The sequence below is a fragment of the Streptomyces bluensis genome (assembly GCF_014650715.1).
GTDB lineage: Bacteria > Actinomycetota > Actinomycetes > Streptomycetales > Streptomycetaceae > Streptomyces > Streptomyces bluensis.
This window is the reverse complement of sequence record NZ_BMVM01000001.1, coordinates 1-13,529: the sequence shown is the minus strand read 5'-3', so window position 1 is coordinate 13,529 and position 13,529 is coordinate 1. Positions and strand designations below refer to the sequence as shown.

Sequence of the window (13,529 nt, the reverse complement as noted above, 5' to 3'; positions counted from 1 at the left end):
TCGCCGCCCTGTGTGCCGGCGGTAGGAGATCCGGGTGACGAGCCGGCGGCTGCCGCGGCTTCAGACGTACTCGCACACCCCGATGGTGACCGGGCGGGCGCGGCGGTCAGCGCCATCGTCGGTGCCGAGCCGAACTGGAGAGCCACGGCCGCGCGTGTGGCGCGCAAACGCGCTTCGCAGCGTGCGACAGGCACGGATGCCGCAGGGGTGTAGTCCGAGGGGCTGACCACACGGCGACGCACGGTACATCGGACGTCTCGCGTTCTGGGTCGCCTGGGCGCAGCCTCACCGGAACGGGATGAAGTGGTGCGTGACAGTGGTGTGTCGGCCTGCGGGATGGGCATCGAGCGATCCACCTGCGACGACAGTCGTTCGGCATATCGAACGACTGTCGACTGTCAGACAAGCATGGACGACAGGCAGAGTGCGGGCGGCGTCAACACCTCCGACAAGGTTCGATTGTCAGTGCCGAAAGCGAGCGGTGCTCTCACGGATGACGAGCTCTGTGGCGAGCTCTTCACGTCCGCGCTCAAGCGGTCGGCCCTGGGCGAGGGTGATCACCATGTCGGCGGCGGTGGCGGCCATCTCGGCGAGCGGTTGGCGCACGGTGGTGAGTGGCGGGGTGAGCCACTGGCTTGGGAAGAGGTCGTCGAATCCGACGACACTCAGGTCCTCGGGAACGCGTACGCCCGCTTCGACCGCCGCGCGGTAGACGCCGAGTGCCTGGCCGTCGTTGCCGGCGAAGACGGCGGTCGGCGGCTCCGGGAGACGTAGCAGGTCCCGGGTGTGCTTGAGCCCGTCCAGGATCTGGAAGTCGCCGACGCGGACGAGGGTGGGGTCGATCGCAATGCCGGCCATGTCGAGGGCGGTCCGGTAGCCGTCCAGCCTGGCCCGGCCGGCCAGGGCGTGCTCCGGACCCGTGATGACGGCGATGCGCCGGTGCCCGAGCTCCAGGAGGTGTCGGGTCGCCGACAGTCCACCGCTCCAGTTGCTGGCGCTCACCGACGGGACATTGTGGTCGGGATACCCGGTCGGGTCGACGAGCGCGAACGGTATGCCCCGGGCGCGTAGTTGTTCGGCCTGCTCGTCGCTGGGTCCTGAGAACACCGAGATGACACCGGTCGGGCGGCGGGCCAGCACGCCCGCGACCCAGCCTTGCTCCGGGGTGTGTCTGCCCCGCAACTCGGAAACCACCACGGCCAGTTGGTGTTCCACGGCCACTCGCTGGACGCCGCGGAGGATCTCGGTCGGGTAGGGGCCGCGTACCTCGTGGAAGACCAGTTCGAGCAGGGCGGCGGGCCCCGTCGCCTTCTGCCGCCGGTATCCGTGCCGGCGGATGATGTCCTCGATCAGTGACCGGGTCGCCGGGGCCACGTCGGCCCGCCCGTTGACGACCTTGGAGACCGTGGCCACGGAGACCCCTGCGCGCTTCGCGATCTGCGCGAGGGTCAGCGGTTCGCCCTGGCGGCCGTCGTCTGAGGACATAAGGGGCAGTGTACTGGCCCGTTTCCGATCCTTTCGAAGAGAGTACTCCCCTCACCCGACGAGGCCCTCGCGAGGGCTTGACGGCGCAAGGGTGTACTTCTACGGTCCTCTCACCGCCATAACGATCGGTAGAACTCCCCTTAATCATTCGCTCAGGAGCTTGCGGTAGAGAGGGATCTTTCTGTGCGCACCGTAATGGGAGCGCTCCCATATCTTCCCTGGGTGCCGGCCTCGTCCTCCATCAATCCGACGAGGTCCACGAGGCATGACGAGCACGCCCCTTCGAGTTCGACGTACGGGACGCCCGAAGTGAACGCCCGATGGAGACGGTCCAGGCGCTCGGAGCAGCAACTGTGCACCACGCCGCGCCCCCGGCCTTCCAACCCCCCACGCCGAGAAGAGTGATCCCCATGTCCGCATCCGCACAGCCCCACTTCCCCAGTCGCCGGGGGATGCTGACCACCGCCACCGGACTGGTCGCGGGATTCGCGATGCCATTGGGCAACGCGCGGTCGGCACACGCCGCGTTACCTCGTGCGGCGACCCAGGAGCCTCCAGTGGCCGCCGCCTCGTTCACGAATCCAGTGATCTGGCAGGACTTCGCCGACATCGACATCATCCGGGTCGGTGACACGTACTACTACTCGGCCTCGACGATGCACTACTCGCCTGGTGCGCCGATCCTGCGCTCCTACGACCTGGTCAACTGGGAGTTCGCCGGCCACTCGGTGCCACGTCTGGACTTCGGGGCCAAGTACGACCTGAACGGCGGGCGTGGCTACGTGAGGGGCGTCTGGGCGTCGTCGCTGGCCTACCGGCCGGGCAACCGCACGTTCTACTGGCTGGGCCAGATCGACTTCGCCCGGACCTACATCTACACCGCGACGTCGGTCGAGGGTCCCTGGGCCCGGCACGCCGACCTGCCGAACGTCTATTACGACGCCGGGTTGCTCGTCGACACCGACAACACCCTGTACGTGGCCTACGGCAACTCCCAGATCAGCGTCGCCCAACTCTCTCCGGACGCCCGCAGCGAGGTCCGCTCCCAGCAGGTGTTCTCCACTCCGGCGAGTATCGGAACCCTGGAGGGTTCCCGCTTCTACAAGATCAACGGGAACTACTACATCTTCCTCACCCGCCCGGCCAACGGGCAGTACATTCTCAAGTCGACCTCGGGTCCCTTCGGCCCCTACACCCTGCGTCAGGTCCTCCTCAACCTGCCAGGGCCGATCCCCGGTGGCGGTGTCCCGCACCAGGGCGGACTCGTCCAGACCCAGAACGGCCAGTGGTACTACATGGCCTTCGTCGACGCCTACCCCGGCGGACGCGTCCCCGCCCTCGCCCCCGTCACCTGGACATCCGACGGCTGGCCCCAACTGCAACTCGTGAACGGCACCTGGGGTACCACCTACACCACCCCCAACCTCCCCCCGCCACCCCGTCAGGTCGAACCCCTCACCGGCGTCGACACGTTCCAGGGGACCACCCTCAAACCCGCCTGGGAGTGGAACCACAACCCCGACAACGGCCGATGGTCCGTCAACAACGGCCTACGCCTGACCACCGCCACCGTCACCAACGACCTCTACGCCGCCCGCAACACCCTCACCCACCGCATCCAGGGCCCCACCTCCACCGCCACCATCACCCTCGACCACGCCCAGATGCGCGACGGCGACCGAGCAGGCCTCGCCATGCTCCGCGACTCCTCCGCCTGGATCGGCCTCAAACGCGACAACGGCACCACCCGCCTGGTCATGGTCGACGGCCTGACCATGGACGGCAACTGGAACACCACCGGCACCGGCACCGAACGCGCCACCACAGCCATCACCGGCACCCGCGTCTGGCTGCGCGCCGCCGCCGACATCCGCCCCGGCACCGGCCGCCAAGCCCGCTTCTCCTACAGCACCAACGGCACCACCTACACCACCCTCGGCCCCGCCTTCACTCTCAACAACGCCTGGCAGTTCTTCATGGGCTACCGCTACGCCATCTTCAACCACGCCACCCAGGCACTCGGCGGCACCGTGACCGTCAGCCGTTTCGAACTGACCACGCCCTGAACGCGGTCGTCCCCCGGTGGTCCCGCCGGACGTTCGCATGACCGAGGGCAGCGAGCACAGACGTCTGACGGCGCCTTCGCCCCGAGGAAAGGATGAGGTACATGTCCATGTCCATCCCCCCCCCACACCACACGGAGTCACGCCGTGTCGCTGCGTAAGCTCTTAGTACTCCAGTTAGAAATCGTGTCCTGAGCTGGTTCTTCTTCGGTAGTGGCAGCGGCGGGCGATGGTTTGGTGGTGTCTGCGCCAGTGGGACCAGTTTAGTGCGTGGAGTCGTCGGTCCTGGTGGGGTCTGGGGTGGGGCAGGAGAGTGTCCAGTAGGCGCCGGATGTCTGCCACGGTGAGGGGGATGAGGCTGGTGGTGTCGTTTCTGCTGCCCCCTTTGCGGTGTCCTGGGTCTGGGCTGCGAGGACGCCAAGGAAGGCGTGGACGAGCATGGCCAGGGTGATGTGGCGGTACCAGCCCACGTAGCGTCGGACTTCGTATTCGTCCAGGCCGCACTGGTTCTTGGCGGCCTGGAAGCACTCCTCGACGGCCCAGCGTGAGCCGGCGATGCGGGCCAGATCGGCGATCTCGACGCCGACGGGTGCGTGGGCGAGGTAGTAAGCGAGCTCGCTGGGGTTGGACAGGCTGCGGCGGGCCATCACCCAGCGGTGATGGGTGGGCGGTCCGGGTCGGCGATGTTGGCGGGCAGTTTGGCCGCGGCCCAGTCGTAGACGCGTGGGCCCTTGGCCCCGTCGCCGCAGGACAGGGTCTGCCAGGCGTCCTCGGGTGCTTCGGCGATGAGCTGGTCGATGCGCCAGATGCCGGCCAGGGACTTGATCTGCTGGGACTTCGGCACCGCCACGACATAGCCGAGGTCGAGCTGTTCGAGCAGGCGGCGGAAGGAAGAGTCCTGTCCGTAGGCTTCGTCGGCGGTCACCTAGGTGGCGGGCAGGCCGGCGGCCAGGCAGCGACGGACGATGTCCCTGGCCAGCTCGCCTTTGGTCGCGAAGGTGCGCTCGTCGGGGATCTTCGCTTCCCGGCACCGCTCTCGGTCCTTGGTCCAGCACTTGGGCAGGTAGAGCTCGCGGTCGACCAGGGCCCGTCCCTGGACAGTGCTGTAGGCGGCGAAGGGCAGAGCGTTGGTGGACCGGGAGCTGTATCTGCCGCAGTCGTGGACCTCGGATGCGGACCGCTGCCGGGCGGCGAAGGTCCCTGACAGTCGCGTCTTTGCGACCAAGGGCGAGCTGGCCCGCGCGATGATCCTGCGGGCGCTGGCCTCACCCCTGCCGATCGCCTGGGTGACGGGCGACTGTGTCTACGGACAGGAATGGCGCATGCGCCGCACCCTGGAAGAAGCCGCGACGCCAGCGAAGGCCAGCTTCGGCGGCGGAGCGGGCCGCTGGCGGAGCCAATGGGCCTCATCCAGCGCCTGCATCCAGCGGTGTTCTCGAAACCTGCGCCTGTCCATCCCAGGCCACGATACGTCGACAGCGCGGCAGGAAGGTGACTTCATATCAGCTTCGTTGCCAAATCAATCAGTCGGCCTAATCTAGAGACCGGTCCGCTTGTGAGGCTCTAGACGCTGCGAGGTAGGCATGGCCGACGGGATCGATGTCCTACTTGAGCTCTGGAGAGAGCAGCGCGACGCAGATCGCCAGACAGAGAACCAGCGGGCGACGCTGACCATCATCATCGTCGTTGTGGCAGCAGGGTTGGGCTTCATCGCTCGGACCGGCCTCCGCCCATCCATGCTCGTTGTGACGCTTCCGATGATGGTGCTCGGCTTCTACGGGGCGTTCGCCTGCCTCAAGTTCCATGAACGCTGCGCGTTTCACGTCGGACAGGCGCGAGGACTGCGCAAAAAGATCGCTGAACAGTTCCCAGATCTGAACATCGAGGCCACCCTGAAGGCGAGTTCCGCAAGGCAGCGAGAACGCTTCCCCCGATTGAGGGGCATCCGGTCGTACGCAGCCCTCTCTGTATGGATCATCGTTTCCTGATCAGCCGACGAGGGTGGCCCGCGCCGCATCGCCGTCGTGAAGCTCACCTTCGCCGACGACACCGTGAGCCACGCGCAGCAGCTCCGTGCACCACAGTTGTTGCATCCGCTACAGCGCTCAGGACAGCTTCTGAGATGCGGAAACTCAATCTCGCACACTTGGGAAGCCCCGGAGAAATGTCGGCGACTACGACCCGAGCGGCGAGCACCTGTTCAACGCGCCCGCCGAGGACGTGAGCGCCTTCGCGGATGCCGCAGGCGCCGAGGTGGAGTTCGAGCGGGTCGCCGTCACCCCCGAACAGGTCGCCGCCTACAACCTGCCGACGGCCCCGCCGAAGGCGACCGACCGGCGCTCGTTCTCCGGCACCGCCACCACCCAGGCCGAGGCCCTGCCGCCGGACATCCTGGCCGCGATCGTGCGCGAGGCGAACGAGGCGCACCGCGACCCGCTCGTGCACCGGCGGATGCTGGAGCGTGAGGAAGTCGAGCGGCGGGCCATCCGCGAGCGCCTGGGCCGCGGTCCTGAGTAGGCCTGGCCGAGTGGTTGCGCGCGCGGGTCAGCTTCCGCAGGCGCACCCGGCGGCGGCCTTGGCCTCGGCGGGGCTCTGAGAGGGGTCGATGGCCTGTTCGTCCGGGGTGCAGCATGCGGTGGTCCCGCAGCAGGCGCCCGGCGCGCTGTCGGCCTTGTCGAGGGTGTCGTCCTCGCCCTTGACGACGTAGACCTCCCACGGCTCGTTGCCGGGGCCGGTCACCCACGTCTTGTCCTGGAGCGCGTAGCAGCAGGAGGTGTCGTTCTCCTCGAAGGTCGCCAGCCCGGCTTCCTGCAGGCGGGCGGTCGCGGCGGTGACCTCCTCGGTGGTGGCGACTTCGACGCCGAGGTGGTCCAGGCGGGTGTCCTCGCCGGACTCGCCCTCGATGAGGACGAGCTTGAGCGGGGGCTCGGCGATGGCGAAGTTCGCGTATCCCGGCCGGCGCTTGGCCGGCTCGGTGCCGAACAGCCTGGAGTAGAAGACGATCGAGCCTTCCAGGTCGGCGACGCGAAGAGCGAGCTGAACACGGGACATGATGGACCTCCCAGATCCAGACTCTGAATCGATGACCATCGATATAGCCCGAGCTTGCCACTCGATTAGATAGGCGTCAACATAGACGCATGTCGAAATCAGAACTGGTGGTGCTCGGCCAGGACGACGCGGTGGCGTGCTGCTCACCGATGGTCCGCGAGCCGCTGGGCGAAGAGGCCGCGGTCGACCTGGCGCGGATGTTCAAGGCCCTGTCGGACCCGGTCCGGCTGCGCCTGCTGTCACTGATCGCCTCACACGAGGGCGGCGAGGCCTGCGTCTGCGACCTGACCGGCCCCTTCGACGTTTCCCAGCCGACCATCTCCCACCACCTGAAGGTGCTGCGTGAGGCCGGCCTGGTCGGATCCGAACGGCGCGGGACCTGGGTCTACTACTGGGTGCTGCCCGCCGCCCTGGCCAAGCTCTCCTCGCTGCTCCAGACCCCGGCCGGCGCGCTCCCATCGACCGCTGAGGCCACGGCATGACCGAGATAGCTCCACTTGGCCGCCGCTCGGCGGTCGAGTTCGTCGGGACCGGCGCGCTGGTCGCCGTCGTGGTCGGCTCCGGCATCCAGGCCACCAAGCTCTCCCAGGACGTCGGCGTGCAGCTGCTGGCCAACTCCCTGTCCACCGTCTTCGGCCTCGGCGTGCTGATCGCCCTGCTCGGCCCGGTCTCCGGCGCCCACTTCAATCCCGCCGTCACGCTGGCCGCCTGGTGGACCGGCCGCCGCGGAGGCGACGGGCCGACCCCGCGCGAGGTCGCGGCCTACCTGCCCGCGCAGATCGCCGGGGCGATCGGCGGCGCCGTGCTGGCCAACGCGATGTTCGCCGAACCACTGGTGCGCTGGTCCAGCCACGACCGCTCGGCCCCGCACCTGTGGCTGGGCGAGGTCGTGGCCACCGCCGGCCTGATCCTGCTGATCTTCGGCCTGGCCCGCACCGAGCGCGCGCGCTTCGCCCCCGTCGCGGTCGCCTCCTACATCGGCGCCGCCTACTGGTTCACATCGAGTACGTCGTTCGCCAACCCGGCGGTGACCGTCGGGCGGGCCTTCACCGACACTTTCGCCGGCATCGCCCCCGGCTCGGTCCCAGCGTTCATCGCCGCCCAGCTCGTCGGCCTGGCCGTCGGCCTCGCCCTGGTCGCCGTCTTGTTCGGCCGCCCCACACCCGTCGCGGAGGACGTCGTCGTCCCGCACGGTGAGCACCGCTCCGCCGCCTCCGCCCCTGCCCAGCAACTGCCCCTCCCCGTCGAAGGAACCCGATCGTGAGCACTCCCGCCGTCCCGTCCGTACTGTTCGTCTGCGTCCACAACGCCGGACGGTCGCAGATGGCCGCTGCCTTCCTCACTCACCTCGGCGGCGACCGCGTCCAGGTCCGCTCGGCCGGCTCCGCCCCCGCGGACACCGTGAACCCGGCCGTGGTCGAGGCCATGAACGAGGTCGGGATCGACATCTCCGCCGAGACACCGAAGGTGCTCACCACCGAAGCCGTGCAGGCCTCCGACGTGGTCATCACCATGGGCTGCGGCGACGCCTGCCCCTACTTCCCCGGCAAGCGCTACCTCGACTGGAAGCTGGACGACCCGGCCGGCCAGGGCGTCGCCGCCGTACGCCCGATCCGCGACCAGATCGAGCAACTGATCCGCGGCCTGCTCACCGAGCTTGGCGTCGAGGCCGCCGCGTGACCGGCGCCCGGCCGCGCATCGCCGCGATGGTCCCCGAGCACGCCAAGCAGGTGCTGGACATCTACCAGCTCGGCATCGACAGCGGCGACGCCACCTTCGAGACCACCGCGCCCACTTGGGAGGCGTTCGACGCCTCCCGGCTGCCAGAGCACCGCCTGGTCGCCCTCGATGACGGCGACCGGGTCGTGGGCTGGGCCGCCGTCGTGCCGGTCTCCGGCCGGCGCGCGTACGCGGGCGTGGTCGAGCACTCGGTCTACGTCCATCCTGACGCCCGCGGCCGCGGCATCGGCCTCGCCCTTCTGCAGGCGCTGCTGGCGTCCACCGACGCAGCCGGGATCTGGACGGTCCAGTCCGGCATCTTCCCTGAGAACACCGCCAGCCTCGCCCTCCACGCCAAAGCCGGCTTCCGCATCGTCGGCACCCGCGAACGCCTCGGCAAACACCTCGGCACCTGGCGCGACGTCGTCTTCATCGAACGCCGCAGCCCCGCCGTCCTCTGAGTAGCCGACGAATCCGAACCAGCGGTCCGTCCGCAGAGTGAATCGGCCACGACATCCGTGCACCACATCTGTTGCACCCGCTATGGTCGTCCCGACCGCTTCTGCGCTGCGTTAACTCGAACCGCACGCTTGCGGCCCCCCGGAGAAATGTCGGCGATTTCGACTGTTCGGGTGAGGATGTCGAGCGGGACTGGGTGGAACGCACCGGCTGCTCCGAGTAATAGTCAAGACCTGTGGATCGTTGACGTTATCGTCTGATGCTCCGGTGCCATCGGATTTCTCCTTCGTGCCATTCGTCGGTGGGTGTGAGCCCGGCGGCAGGGGCGACGGCGGCGGATGCCCGATGTTCGGGGTGGGTATGGGCGATGACGGTGTGCACTGGCTGCTGGCCGAGCCAAGCGACGAGTCCCCGGGCTGCTTCGGTGGCGATGCCTCTTCCCTGCCATGGAGTCCCACCACCCAGGCGATCTCGGCGATGGGCCGTGGCCGGAGGGGCTGACCGTCGCCTGAACGGTGCCCGTCAGGCAGGACTCGTGACGAAGCTGGATCACCCAGTTCAGCCAGGACACGGCCGGCTCGGGAGAGCCCGCGATCATGCGCCGGTAGCGGGCGCGCAGGGCTTGCGGTGCGTCCGGAGTTCCGCCGATGAAGGTATGCAGGGCCGGATCGGACAGCACCGCGGCCATCTCCTCGGCGTGTTCGAGATGCAGCGGCAGCAGGTCCAGCCTGCTGGTGCTGATGGCCTGGGCCGCGAGGGTGCTCACGCTGCGACCGCCTCGGGGCGTTCGACGAGCTGGCCGCATTCGAAGCGGGCGCCGGCCCGGACGAGGGCGACGAGGCGGGGCGCGTTCACGGCCCGCCACCGCTGCTGGGCGGACTCGACGAGTTTGAAGACCATCTTCCTCGGATGCTGGGGCGCGGCGGGCGGAGTGTCGTCGTAGTGCTGGAGCGGTCTACGCGGAGGCGCTCTTGCGCGCCTTCTGCTGCTGGCGCGCGCGGTCGATCTGTTCACGGATCAGGCCGGTGAACACCGCGTCCGGGGCGTTCGGTCCGGCGATGTGGCTGGCGAGTCTGGCTACCTGGGTGGCCAGGACTGTCACCAGGTCAGCGCTTCCTGTAGGCCCACGGGCGAGGACCAGAGCATGCGCCGCGTCATCGAGCCGGTCGAGTGTGGACTCGTCGGCGAGGGCGAAGCCGAGCCGTGCAGCCAGGACGTGGCGGACGATCGCCGCGGCGTCGCCCAAGGGCTGGTCGATGTTGAACTGCTGGCGCGCGGTGAAGCTGCCCTTGAAGATCTCCGGGAGCTCCTGGATCAACCCTTCCTCCCACCACTGCAGATAGGGGGGTGATCCTGCGGCGTCACGGCGCGCACGGTGGTGGTCGGTGGGGTTGCCGGCGGCGGTGCGGCAGGCGCGGCCGATGGGCGCGTCACAGTTCGGACAGGCCACGTTCCGATACCAGGCCCGGACACGCAGTCCCAGTTCGTCGGAGCGGAGCCGCGGGCGCTGCTGCTCCCACTGGTCAGCCTGATTCACGACGCCTCCGGTAACTGCGTGACGGGCAGGGCCCGTTCAAGGATTTTCATGCGCTCCTCCAGGCGGCAGAGGGACGGGTAGGAGATCACCCTAGGGCCTGTCTGATGGGTCATGCGGCCAAGTCGAACGGGTCTGGCCCGGCTGCTGCTGCCCCAGCCGGGAGTGGAAAATGCCGCCCGTGAATCGCTTCACGGGCACAGGGCGTCCTTCCCTTACGCACCCGTAGGTAGCTACGCACTTTTTTGTGCGTACTTGTGAGACGTCAGTGCCGCGCCGAAGGTGAACGGAAGGCAGCATCTGATCACGCGAGCACACCATCGGGAGCACTTGTGGACAACACAGCAGCCCGCTGACACTCGTCTGTCTGCTGGACTATGACGTCAGAGACGCGATCCTTCGGCGCGCCGCCGACGCTCTGCGCGGCCGGACTCTGGTCAACCTCACCAACGGCACGCCGACCCAGGCGCGCGAGACGGAGGCCTGGGCAGTGGGCCATGGTGCGGCCTACCTGGACGGCGGGATCATGGCGATTCCGTCGACGGTCGCAACGTCCCAGGCGTTCGTCCTCTACCGCGGTCAGAAGGCGCACTTCGACGCGCACAAGCAGCAACGGTGACGGTGCCGTGAAAGACGTACGCCCGCTTGTCAAAGCGCGAAGCCCAACTCGTCACCGACCTATCGGACACGGCCCAGGGCCAAATAGCCGGACGTGGCCGCTGTTGTCACGCTGCGGCGGTCTCCTCTGCGTGGTTGAAGGGGTTGGGGTAGGCGGCCATCTCCTCCAGCCGCCGGATGACGGCACGTGTATCGCCCAGTGCCCGGTGTCCGCCGCCTAGCTTCTGCCAGGTGTAGCTGCCGAAGTAGTCGTGCCAGTCGCCGTAGAAGGCGGCGTACTGCTCCATCGCGCACTCCTCCCACGTCTGCGGGTCCAGCCAGGCCTGCGCGGCCGGGTGCAGCCGGGTGCCGTAGCGGTTGCTTGGCCAGGTCGACCGGGCCATGGGCGAGGTGGTGCAGGTGGAGCACCCACAGCAGCCGTCCGGTGTCGTACTCCCGGTTGTAGATCACGATCCGGCGCCCGGCCAGGGCCTCGGTGAGGCGGGGGAGGACCTCGGAGAAGGTGGGTGCGCCTTCTTATCCGAACCTGCCGATGTTGCGGTCAAACGGTCCGCACCGGGACCCCTGCCTGCGTCATCAGCTCCAGCAGTGTCAGTCCATCATCGCTCGCCTTCCATGCAGCGACTTCCGCCGCCGTCGTGGTGAACTGGACCGACCCTCCGAACACGTCTGTCACTGTGACCCGGTATTCCTCGACGTCCGCCTCGTCCGCCAGGTTGGGAACGAGGTAGTAGAGAAATCCCATGAGGGGCGCCCCATGGTGCACTGGACGCGGCGGCCAGTCGATCAGGTGGTCGTAGGTCATGGTGGCCACGTGATTGTCGAAGCTGAGCTCAGGCAGGGTGGCCTGCCAGTTCTGCAGACGCTTGCCGGGAAGCCACCCAGCCACCGTCCGAACCTCCAGCCGGAACTCCATCGGGTGGACTGGGTGCGAGGATGCGTTGGTCAGGACGACGTGGAGGCCAACAGCTGACCCTGAAGGCACTCCAGGGACCGACGAGGTGACACCCACGCCCCATGTCGTAGTGATCGACCCCGAGAGCTTGGGCTTGGGCCGAGTGGCCCTCCAAGCTGCGTAGGCCGAGGCCACGGAGATGAGTGCGGCAATGATCGCCACGACCAGGCTGGCAATTTCCACGTTAGCTTCCCCTGTCCTCGCTCCAACAACCAACTCTGCAGGGCAACTTACTGGATCGTCGCGATTGCCCAGGATCAGATCTCCCGACCGATTGAGGGGCCGAAACTGGGCATGCCGACCGCCGTGATGGTGGGCACCGAAGAAACCCGGCTGGTCGTGCTGCGCGGCAACAGCGCCTCGGGGAAGTCGTCCGTCGCGGCCGGCCTGCGCGAGAGGTTCGGCCGCGGCCTTGCCGTGGTCGGCCAGGACAACCTCCGCCGCATCATGCTCCGCGAACGCGACCGGCCGGGAGCGGCGAACATCGGCCTGATCGACCTGACCGCCCGCTACGCCCTTAACGCTGGATTCCACGTCGTCGTCGAAGGCATCCTCTACGCCGACCGCTACTGCGACATGCTTACCGAACTGTGCGCCGACCACCGCGGCCCGACCCACGGCTACTACCTGGACGTCCCGTTCGGCGAAACCCTCGCCCGGCACGCCACCAAGCCGATCGCCGACGACGTCAGCGAGACGCAGCTGCGCGACTGGTACCGGCCGCGCGATGTGCTGCCTGGCGGCACCGAGACTGTCATCGGCGCCGACAGCGCACTGCACGAGACCGTCGACCGCATCCTGCTCGACACCGGCCTGGCTCACCTGCCCGCCGTGGACCGCTGACTGGAGCACTGCTGCAACACGTCGGCCCCGCCCCGACCATGAAGCCGACCACGGGTACGGCCATGCCATGCCCAGCCCCGACCATGGCTGGTCAGCGCACTGCCGACGCTTTCCCCGCGGCGGCGGCGCTTCATGTCTGCCGATGCCCGGAGCTCCAGGGGACTCGCTGGTCGGGGTGTGGGCGGGGCACCACACGGGTGCGGAGCGGCCGTGGTGGAGCAGGTCGGCCAGCGGCGCCGAGAGGACAGGGACGTCGTACGGGAAGCGGGCCAGCAGCCCGGCGCCCGCCCGCAGGGCGCGGATCCGGTTCTCGACACCGGCGGGTCCGGTGCCGTCCAGGACGAACAGGACGCGAGGGAGCGGGTAGCGCCGTCGCCACTCCTCCACCGCCGGTTCCTGGAGAGTCGGGCGGCGCCCCGGCATCACGGGCACGTAGCGGTGGAGGCGTTCGTACGCGGTGAGCTTGGCGGCGAGGCGTTCGGGGCCCATGGTGGCCCAGTCGACCTCGACGAACGCCCGCAGCATCGACCAGTTGTCGCCGTCGGCGGTGCCGCGCCGGTAGTACAGGAGGGCGTCGGGGATGACGGCTTCGCCGCTCCCGACCGGGTGGTGGACCTCGGGATCCAGTCCAGCGGCCGGCACAGATCGGACACCGTCCTCGAAGGCCGGCGCCCGCGCAGCTCGGGCCACTCGGAGGCGAGCTGCATGTCGTACGGGGTGGGGAACCACACCCGGGACCGTCCGGCCTAGGTGTTCTGTCCACGGAGGTTGGGGACGGGTGACGGCGATCACTGACGTGTGA

14 protein-coding genes and 5 pseudogenes are annotated in these 13,529 nt (G+C 68.4%); 10 read left to right on the top strand and 9 right to left on the bottom strand.

Annotation, left to right across the window (positions count from 1 at the left end; genetic code table 11):
- Positions 1-462: 462 nt before the first annotated feature.
- Positions 463-1,485 carry a LacI family DNA-binding transcriptional regulator gene (locus tag IE262_RS00090; protein ID WP_189870295.1) on the bottom strand — a complete coding sequence of 341 codons (1,023 nt, stop codon included), beginning with the start codon at positions 1,483-1,485 and terminating at the stop codon, positions 463-465.
- A gap of 410 nt (positions 1,486-1,895) precedes the next feature.
- Between IE262_RS00090 and IE262_RS00085 the strand changes: the two genes are divergently transcribed.
- Positions 1,896-3,551 (top strand): glycoside hydrolase family 43 protein, encoded by a 1,656-nt coding sequence (locus IE262_RS00085; protein WP_189870293.1) that lies wholly within the window; start codon positions 1,896-1,898, stop codon positions 3,549-3,551.
- A gap of 260 nt (positions 3,552-3,811) precedes the next feature.
- Here IE262_RS00085 and IE262_RS40690 read toward each other — a convergent pair.
- A pseudogene (locus IE262_RS40690) lies at positions 3,812-4,773 on the bottom strand (IS701 family transposase).
- Between IE262_RS40690 and IE262_RS40685 the strand changes: the two are divergent.
- The 3 genes and pseudogenes from IE262_RS40685 to IE262_RS00065 form a co-directional block, all read left to right on the top strand.
- Positions 4,661-4,894: pseudogene (locus IE262_RS40685) on the top strand (transposase); the annotation flags it as partial. The pseudogenes IE262_RS40690 and IE262_RS40685 overlap by 113 nt on opposite strands.
- Positions 4,895-5,131: 237 nt before the next feature.
- The gene (locus IE262_RS00070) at positions 5,132-5,536 is read left to right on the top strand and encodes a hypothetical protein (protein WP_189870291.1); all 405 of its coding nucleotides are present in this window, start codon (positions 5,132-5,134) and stop codon (positions 5,534-5,536) included.
- A 232-nt stretch (positions 5,537-5,768) separates the two neighbouring features.
- Complete coding sequence (locus tag IE262_RS00065; protein WP_189870289.1) at positions 5,769-6,065, top strand: hypothetical protein; 297 nt, start codon at positions 5,769-5,771, stop codon at positions 6,063-6,065.
- A gap of 27 nt (positions 6,066-6,092) precedes the next feature.
- Here IE262_RS00065 and IE262_RS00060 read toward each other — a convergent pair whose 3' ends face one another.
- The gene (locus IE262_RS00060; RefSeq protein ID WP_189870287.1) at positions 6,093-6,599 is read right to left on the bottom strand and encodes an ArsI/CadI family heavy metal resistance metalloenzyme; all 507 of its coding nucleotides are present in this window, start codon (positions 6,597-6,599) and stop codon (positions 6,093-6,095) included.
- Between the two features lie 89 nt (positions 6,600-6,688).
- Between IE262_RS00060 and IE262_RS00055 the strand changes: the two genes are divergently transcribed.
- The 4 genes from IE262_RS00055 to IE262_RS00040 are packed head-to-tail and all read left to right on the top strand — an operon-like array spanning position 6,689 to position 8,779.
- Positions 6,689-7,081 carry an ArsR/SmtB family transcription factor gene (locus tag IE262_RS00055; RefSeq protein ID WP_189870285.1) on the top strand — a complete coding sequence of 131 codons (393 nt, stop codon included), beginning with the start codon at positions 6,689-6,691 and terminating at the stop codon, positions 7,079-7,081.
- Complete coding sequence (locus tag IE262_RS00050; protein WP_189870283.1) at positions 7,078-7,863, top strand: aquaporin; 786 nt, start codon at positions 7,078-7,080, stop codon at positions 7,861-7,863. The genes IE262_RS00055 and IE262_RS00050 overlap by 4 nt, the downstream gene beginning before the upstream one ends.
- A complete protein-coding gene (locus IE262_RS00045; RefSeq protein WP_189870281.1) occupies positions 7,860-8,279 on the top strand; it encodes an arsenate reductase ArsC in 420 nt (139 codons plus the stop codon). The genes IE262_RS00050 and IE262_RS00045 overlap by 4 nt, the downstream gene beginning before the upstream one ends.
- A gap of 26 nt (positions 8,280-8,305) precedes the next feature.
- Positions 8,306-8,779, top strand: coding sequence for a GNAT family N-acetyltransferase (locus IE262_RS00040; RefSeq protein ID WP_189871529.1), 474 nt, complete (start codon positions 8,306-8,308; stop codon positions 8,777-8,779).
- A gap of 247 nt (positions 8,780-9,026) precedes the next feature.
- On the opposite strand, the pseudogene IE262_RS00035 reads toward IE262_RS00040, so the two are convergent.
- From IE262_RS00035 to IE262_RS00025, 3 genes and pseudogenes are all read right to left on the bottom strand, one after another.
- Positions 9,027-9,543: pseudogene (locus IE262_RS00035) on the bottom strand (GNAT family N-acetyltransferase).
- Positions 9,540-9,677 (bottom strand): annotated as a pseudogene (locus IE262_RS00030) (IS256 family transposase); the annotation flags it as partial. The pseudogenes IE262_RS00035 and IE262_RS00030, both read right to left, overlap by 4 nt.
- A 55-nt stretch (positions 9,678-9,732) precedes the next feature.
- Positions 9,733-10,314, bottom strand: a complete 582-nt coding sequence (locus IE262_RS00025; protein ID WP_189870278.1) for a zinc finger domain-containing protein — start codon at positions 10,312-10,314, stop codon at positions 9,733-9,735.
- A gap of 487 nt (positions 10,315-10,801) precedes the next feature.
- On the opposite strand from IE262_RS00025, the gene IE262_RS40095 reads away from it, so the two are divergent.
- Positions 10,802-10,930 carry a hypothetical protein gene (locus tag IE262_RS40095; protein ID WP_268249551.1) on the top strand — a complete coding sequence of 43 codons (129 nt, stop codon included), beginning with the start codon at positions 10,802-10,804 and terminating at the stop codon, positions 10,928-10,930.
- A 106-nt stretch (positions 10,931-11,036) separates the two neighbouring features.
- Here the strand turns inward: IE262_RS40095 and IE262_RS00020 are convergent, their stop codons facing one another.
- Together IE262_RS00020 and IE262_RS00015 are read right to left on the bottom strand one after the other, a co-directional pair.
- Entirely contained in the window at positions 11,037-11,312 is a 276-nt protein-coding gene (locus IE262_RS00020) for a hypothetical protein (protein WP_189870276.1), read from the bottom strand.
- Between the two features lie 158 nt (positions 11,313-11,470).
- A complete protein-coding gene (locus IE262_RS00015; protein WP_189870274.1) occupies positions 11,471-11,845 on the bottom strand; it encodes a hypothetical protein in 375 nt (124 codons plus the stop codon).
- 348 nt (positions 11,846-12,193) lie between these two features.
- On the opposite strand from IE262_RS00015, the gene IE262_RS00010 reads away from it, so the two are divergent.
- Positions 12,194-12,727: an AAA family ATPase gene (locus IE262_RS00010; protein WP_189871527.1), complete on the top strand. Its 534-nt coding sequence runs from the start codon at positions 12,194-12,196 to the stop codon at positions 12,725-12,727.
- Between the two features lie 495 nt (positions 12,728-13,222).
- Here IE262_RS00010 and IE262_RS39070 read toward each other — a convergent pair.
- Positions 13,223-13,369 (bottom strand): annotated as a pseudogene (locus IE262_RS39070) (hypothetical protein); the annotation flags it as partial.
- Positions 13,370-13,529: the final 160 nt, after the last annotated feature.

What these genes read in the sequence shown, in the direction of transcription:
- IE262_RS00090 (WP_189870295.1), bottom strand. Translation starts at nt 1,485, where the DNA reads ATGTCCTCAGACGACGGCCGCCAGGGCGAACCGCTGACCCTCGCGCAG.
- IE262_RS00085 (WP_189870293.1), top strand. Translation starts at nt 1,896, where the DNA reads ATGTCCGCATCCGCACAGCCCCACTTCCCCAGTCGCCGGGGGATGCTG.
- IE262_RS00070 (WP_189870291.1), top strand. Translation starts at nt 5,132, where the DNA reads ATGGCCGACGGGATCGATGTCCTACTTGAGCTCTGGAGAGAGCAGCGC.
- IE262_RS00060 (WP_189870287.1), bottom strand. Translation starts at nt 6,599, where the DNA reads ATGTCCCGTGTTCAGCTCGCTCTTCGCGTCGCCGACCTGGAAGGCTCG.
- IE262_RS00055 (WP_189870285.1), top strand. Translation starts at nt 6,689, where the DNA reads ATGTCGAAATCAGAACTGGTGGTGCTCGGCCAGGACGACGCGGTGGCG.
- IE262_RS00050 (WP_189870283.1), top strand. Translation starts at nt 7,078, where the DNA reads ATGACCGAGATAGCTCCACTTGGCCGCCGCTCGGCGGTCGAGTTCGTC.
- IE262_RS00040 (WP_189871529.1), top strand. Translation starts at nt 8,306, where the DNA reads ATGGTCCCCGAGCACGCCAAGCAGGTGCTGGACATCTACCAGCTCGGC.
- IE262_RS00020 (WP_189870276.1), bottom strand. Translation starts at nt 11,312, where the DNA reads ATGGCCCGGTCGACCTGGCCAAGCAACCGCTACGGCACCCGGCTGCAC.
- IE262_RS00015 (WP_189870274.1), bottom strand. Translation starts at nt 11,845, where the DNA reads ATGGAGTTCCGGCTGGAGGTTCGGACGGTGGCTGGGTGGCTTCCCGGC.
- IE262_RS00010 (WP_189871527.1), top strand. Translation starts at nt 12,194, where the DNA reads ATGGTGGGCACCGAAGAAACCCGGCTGGTCGTGCTGCGCGGCAACAGC.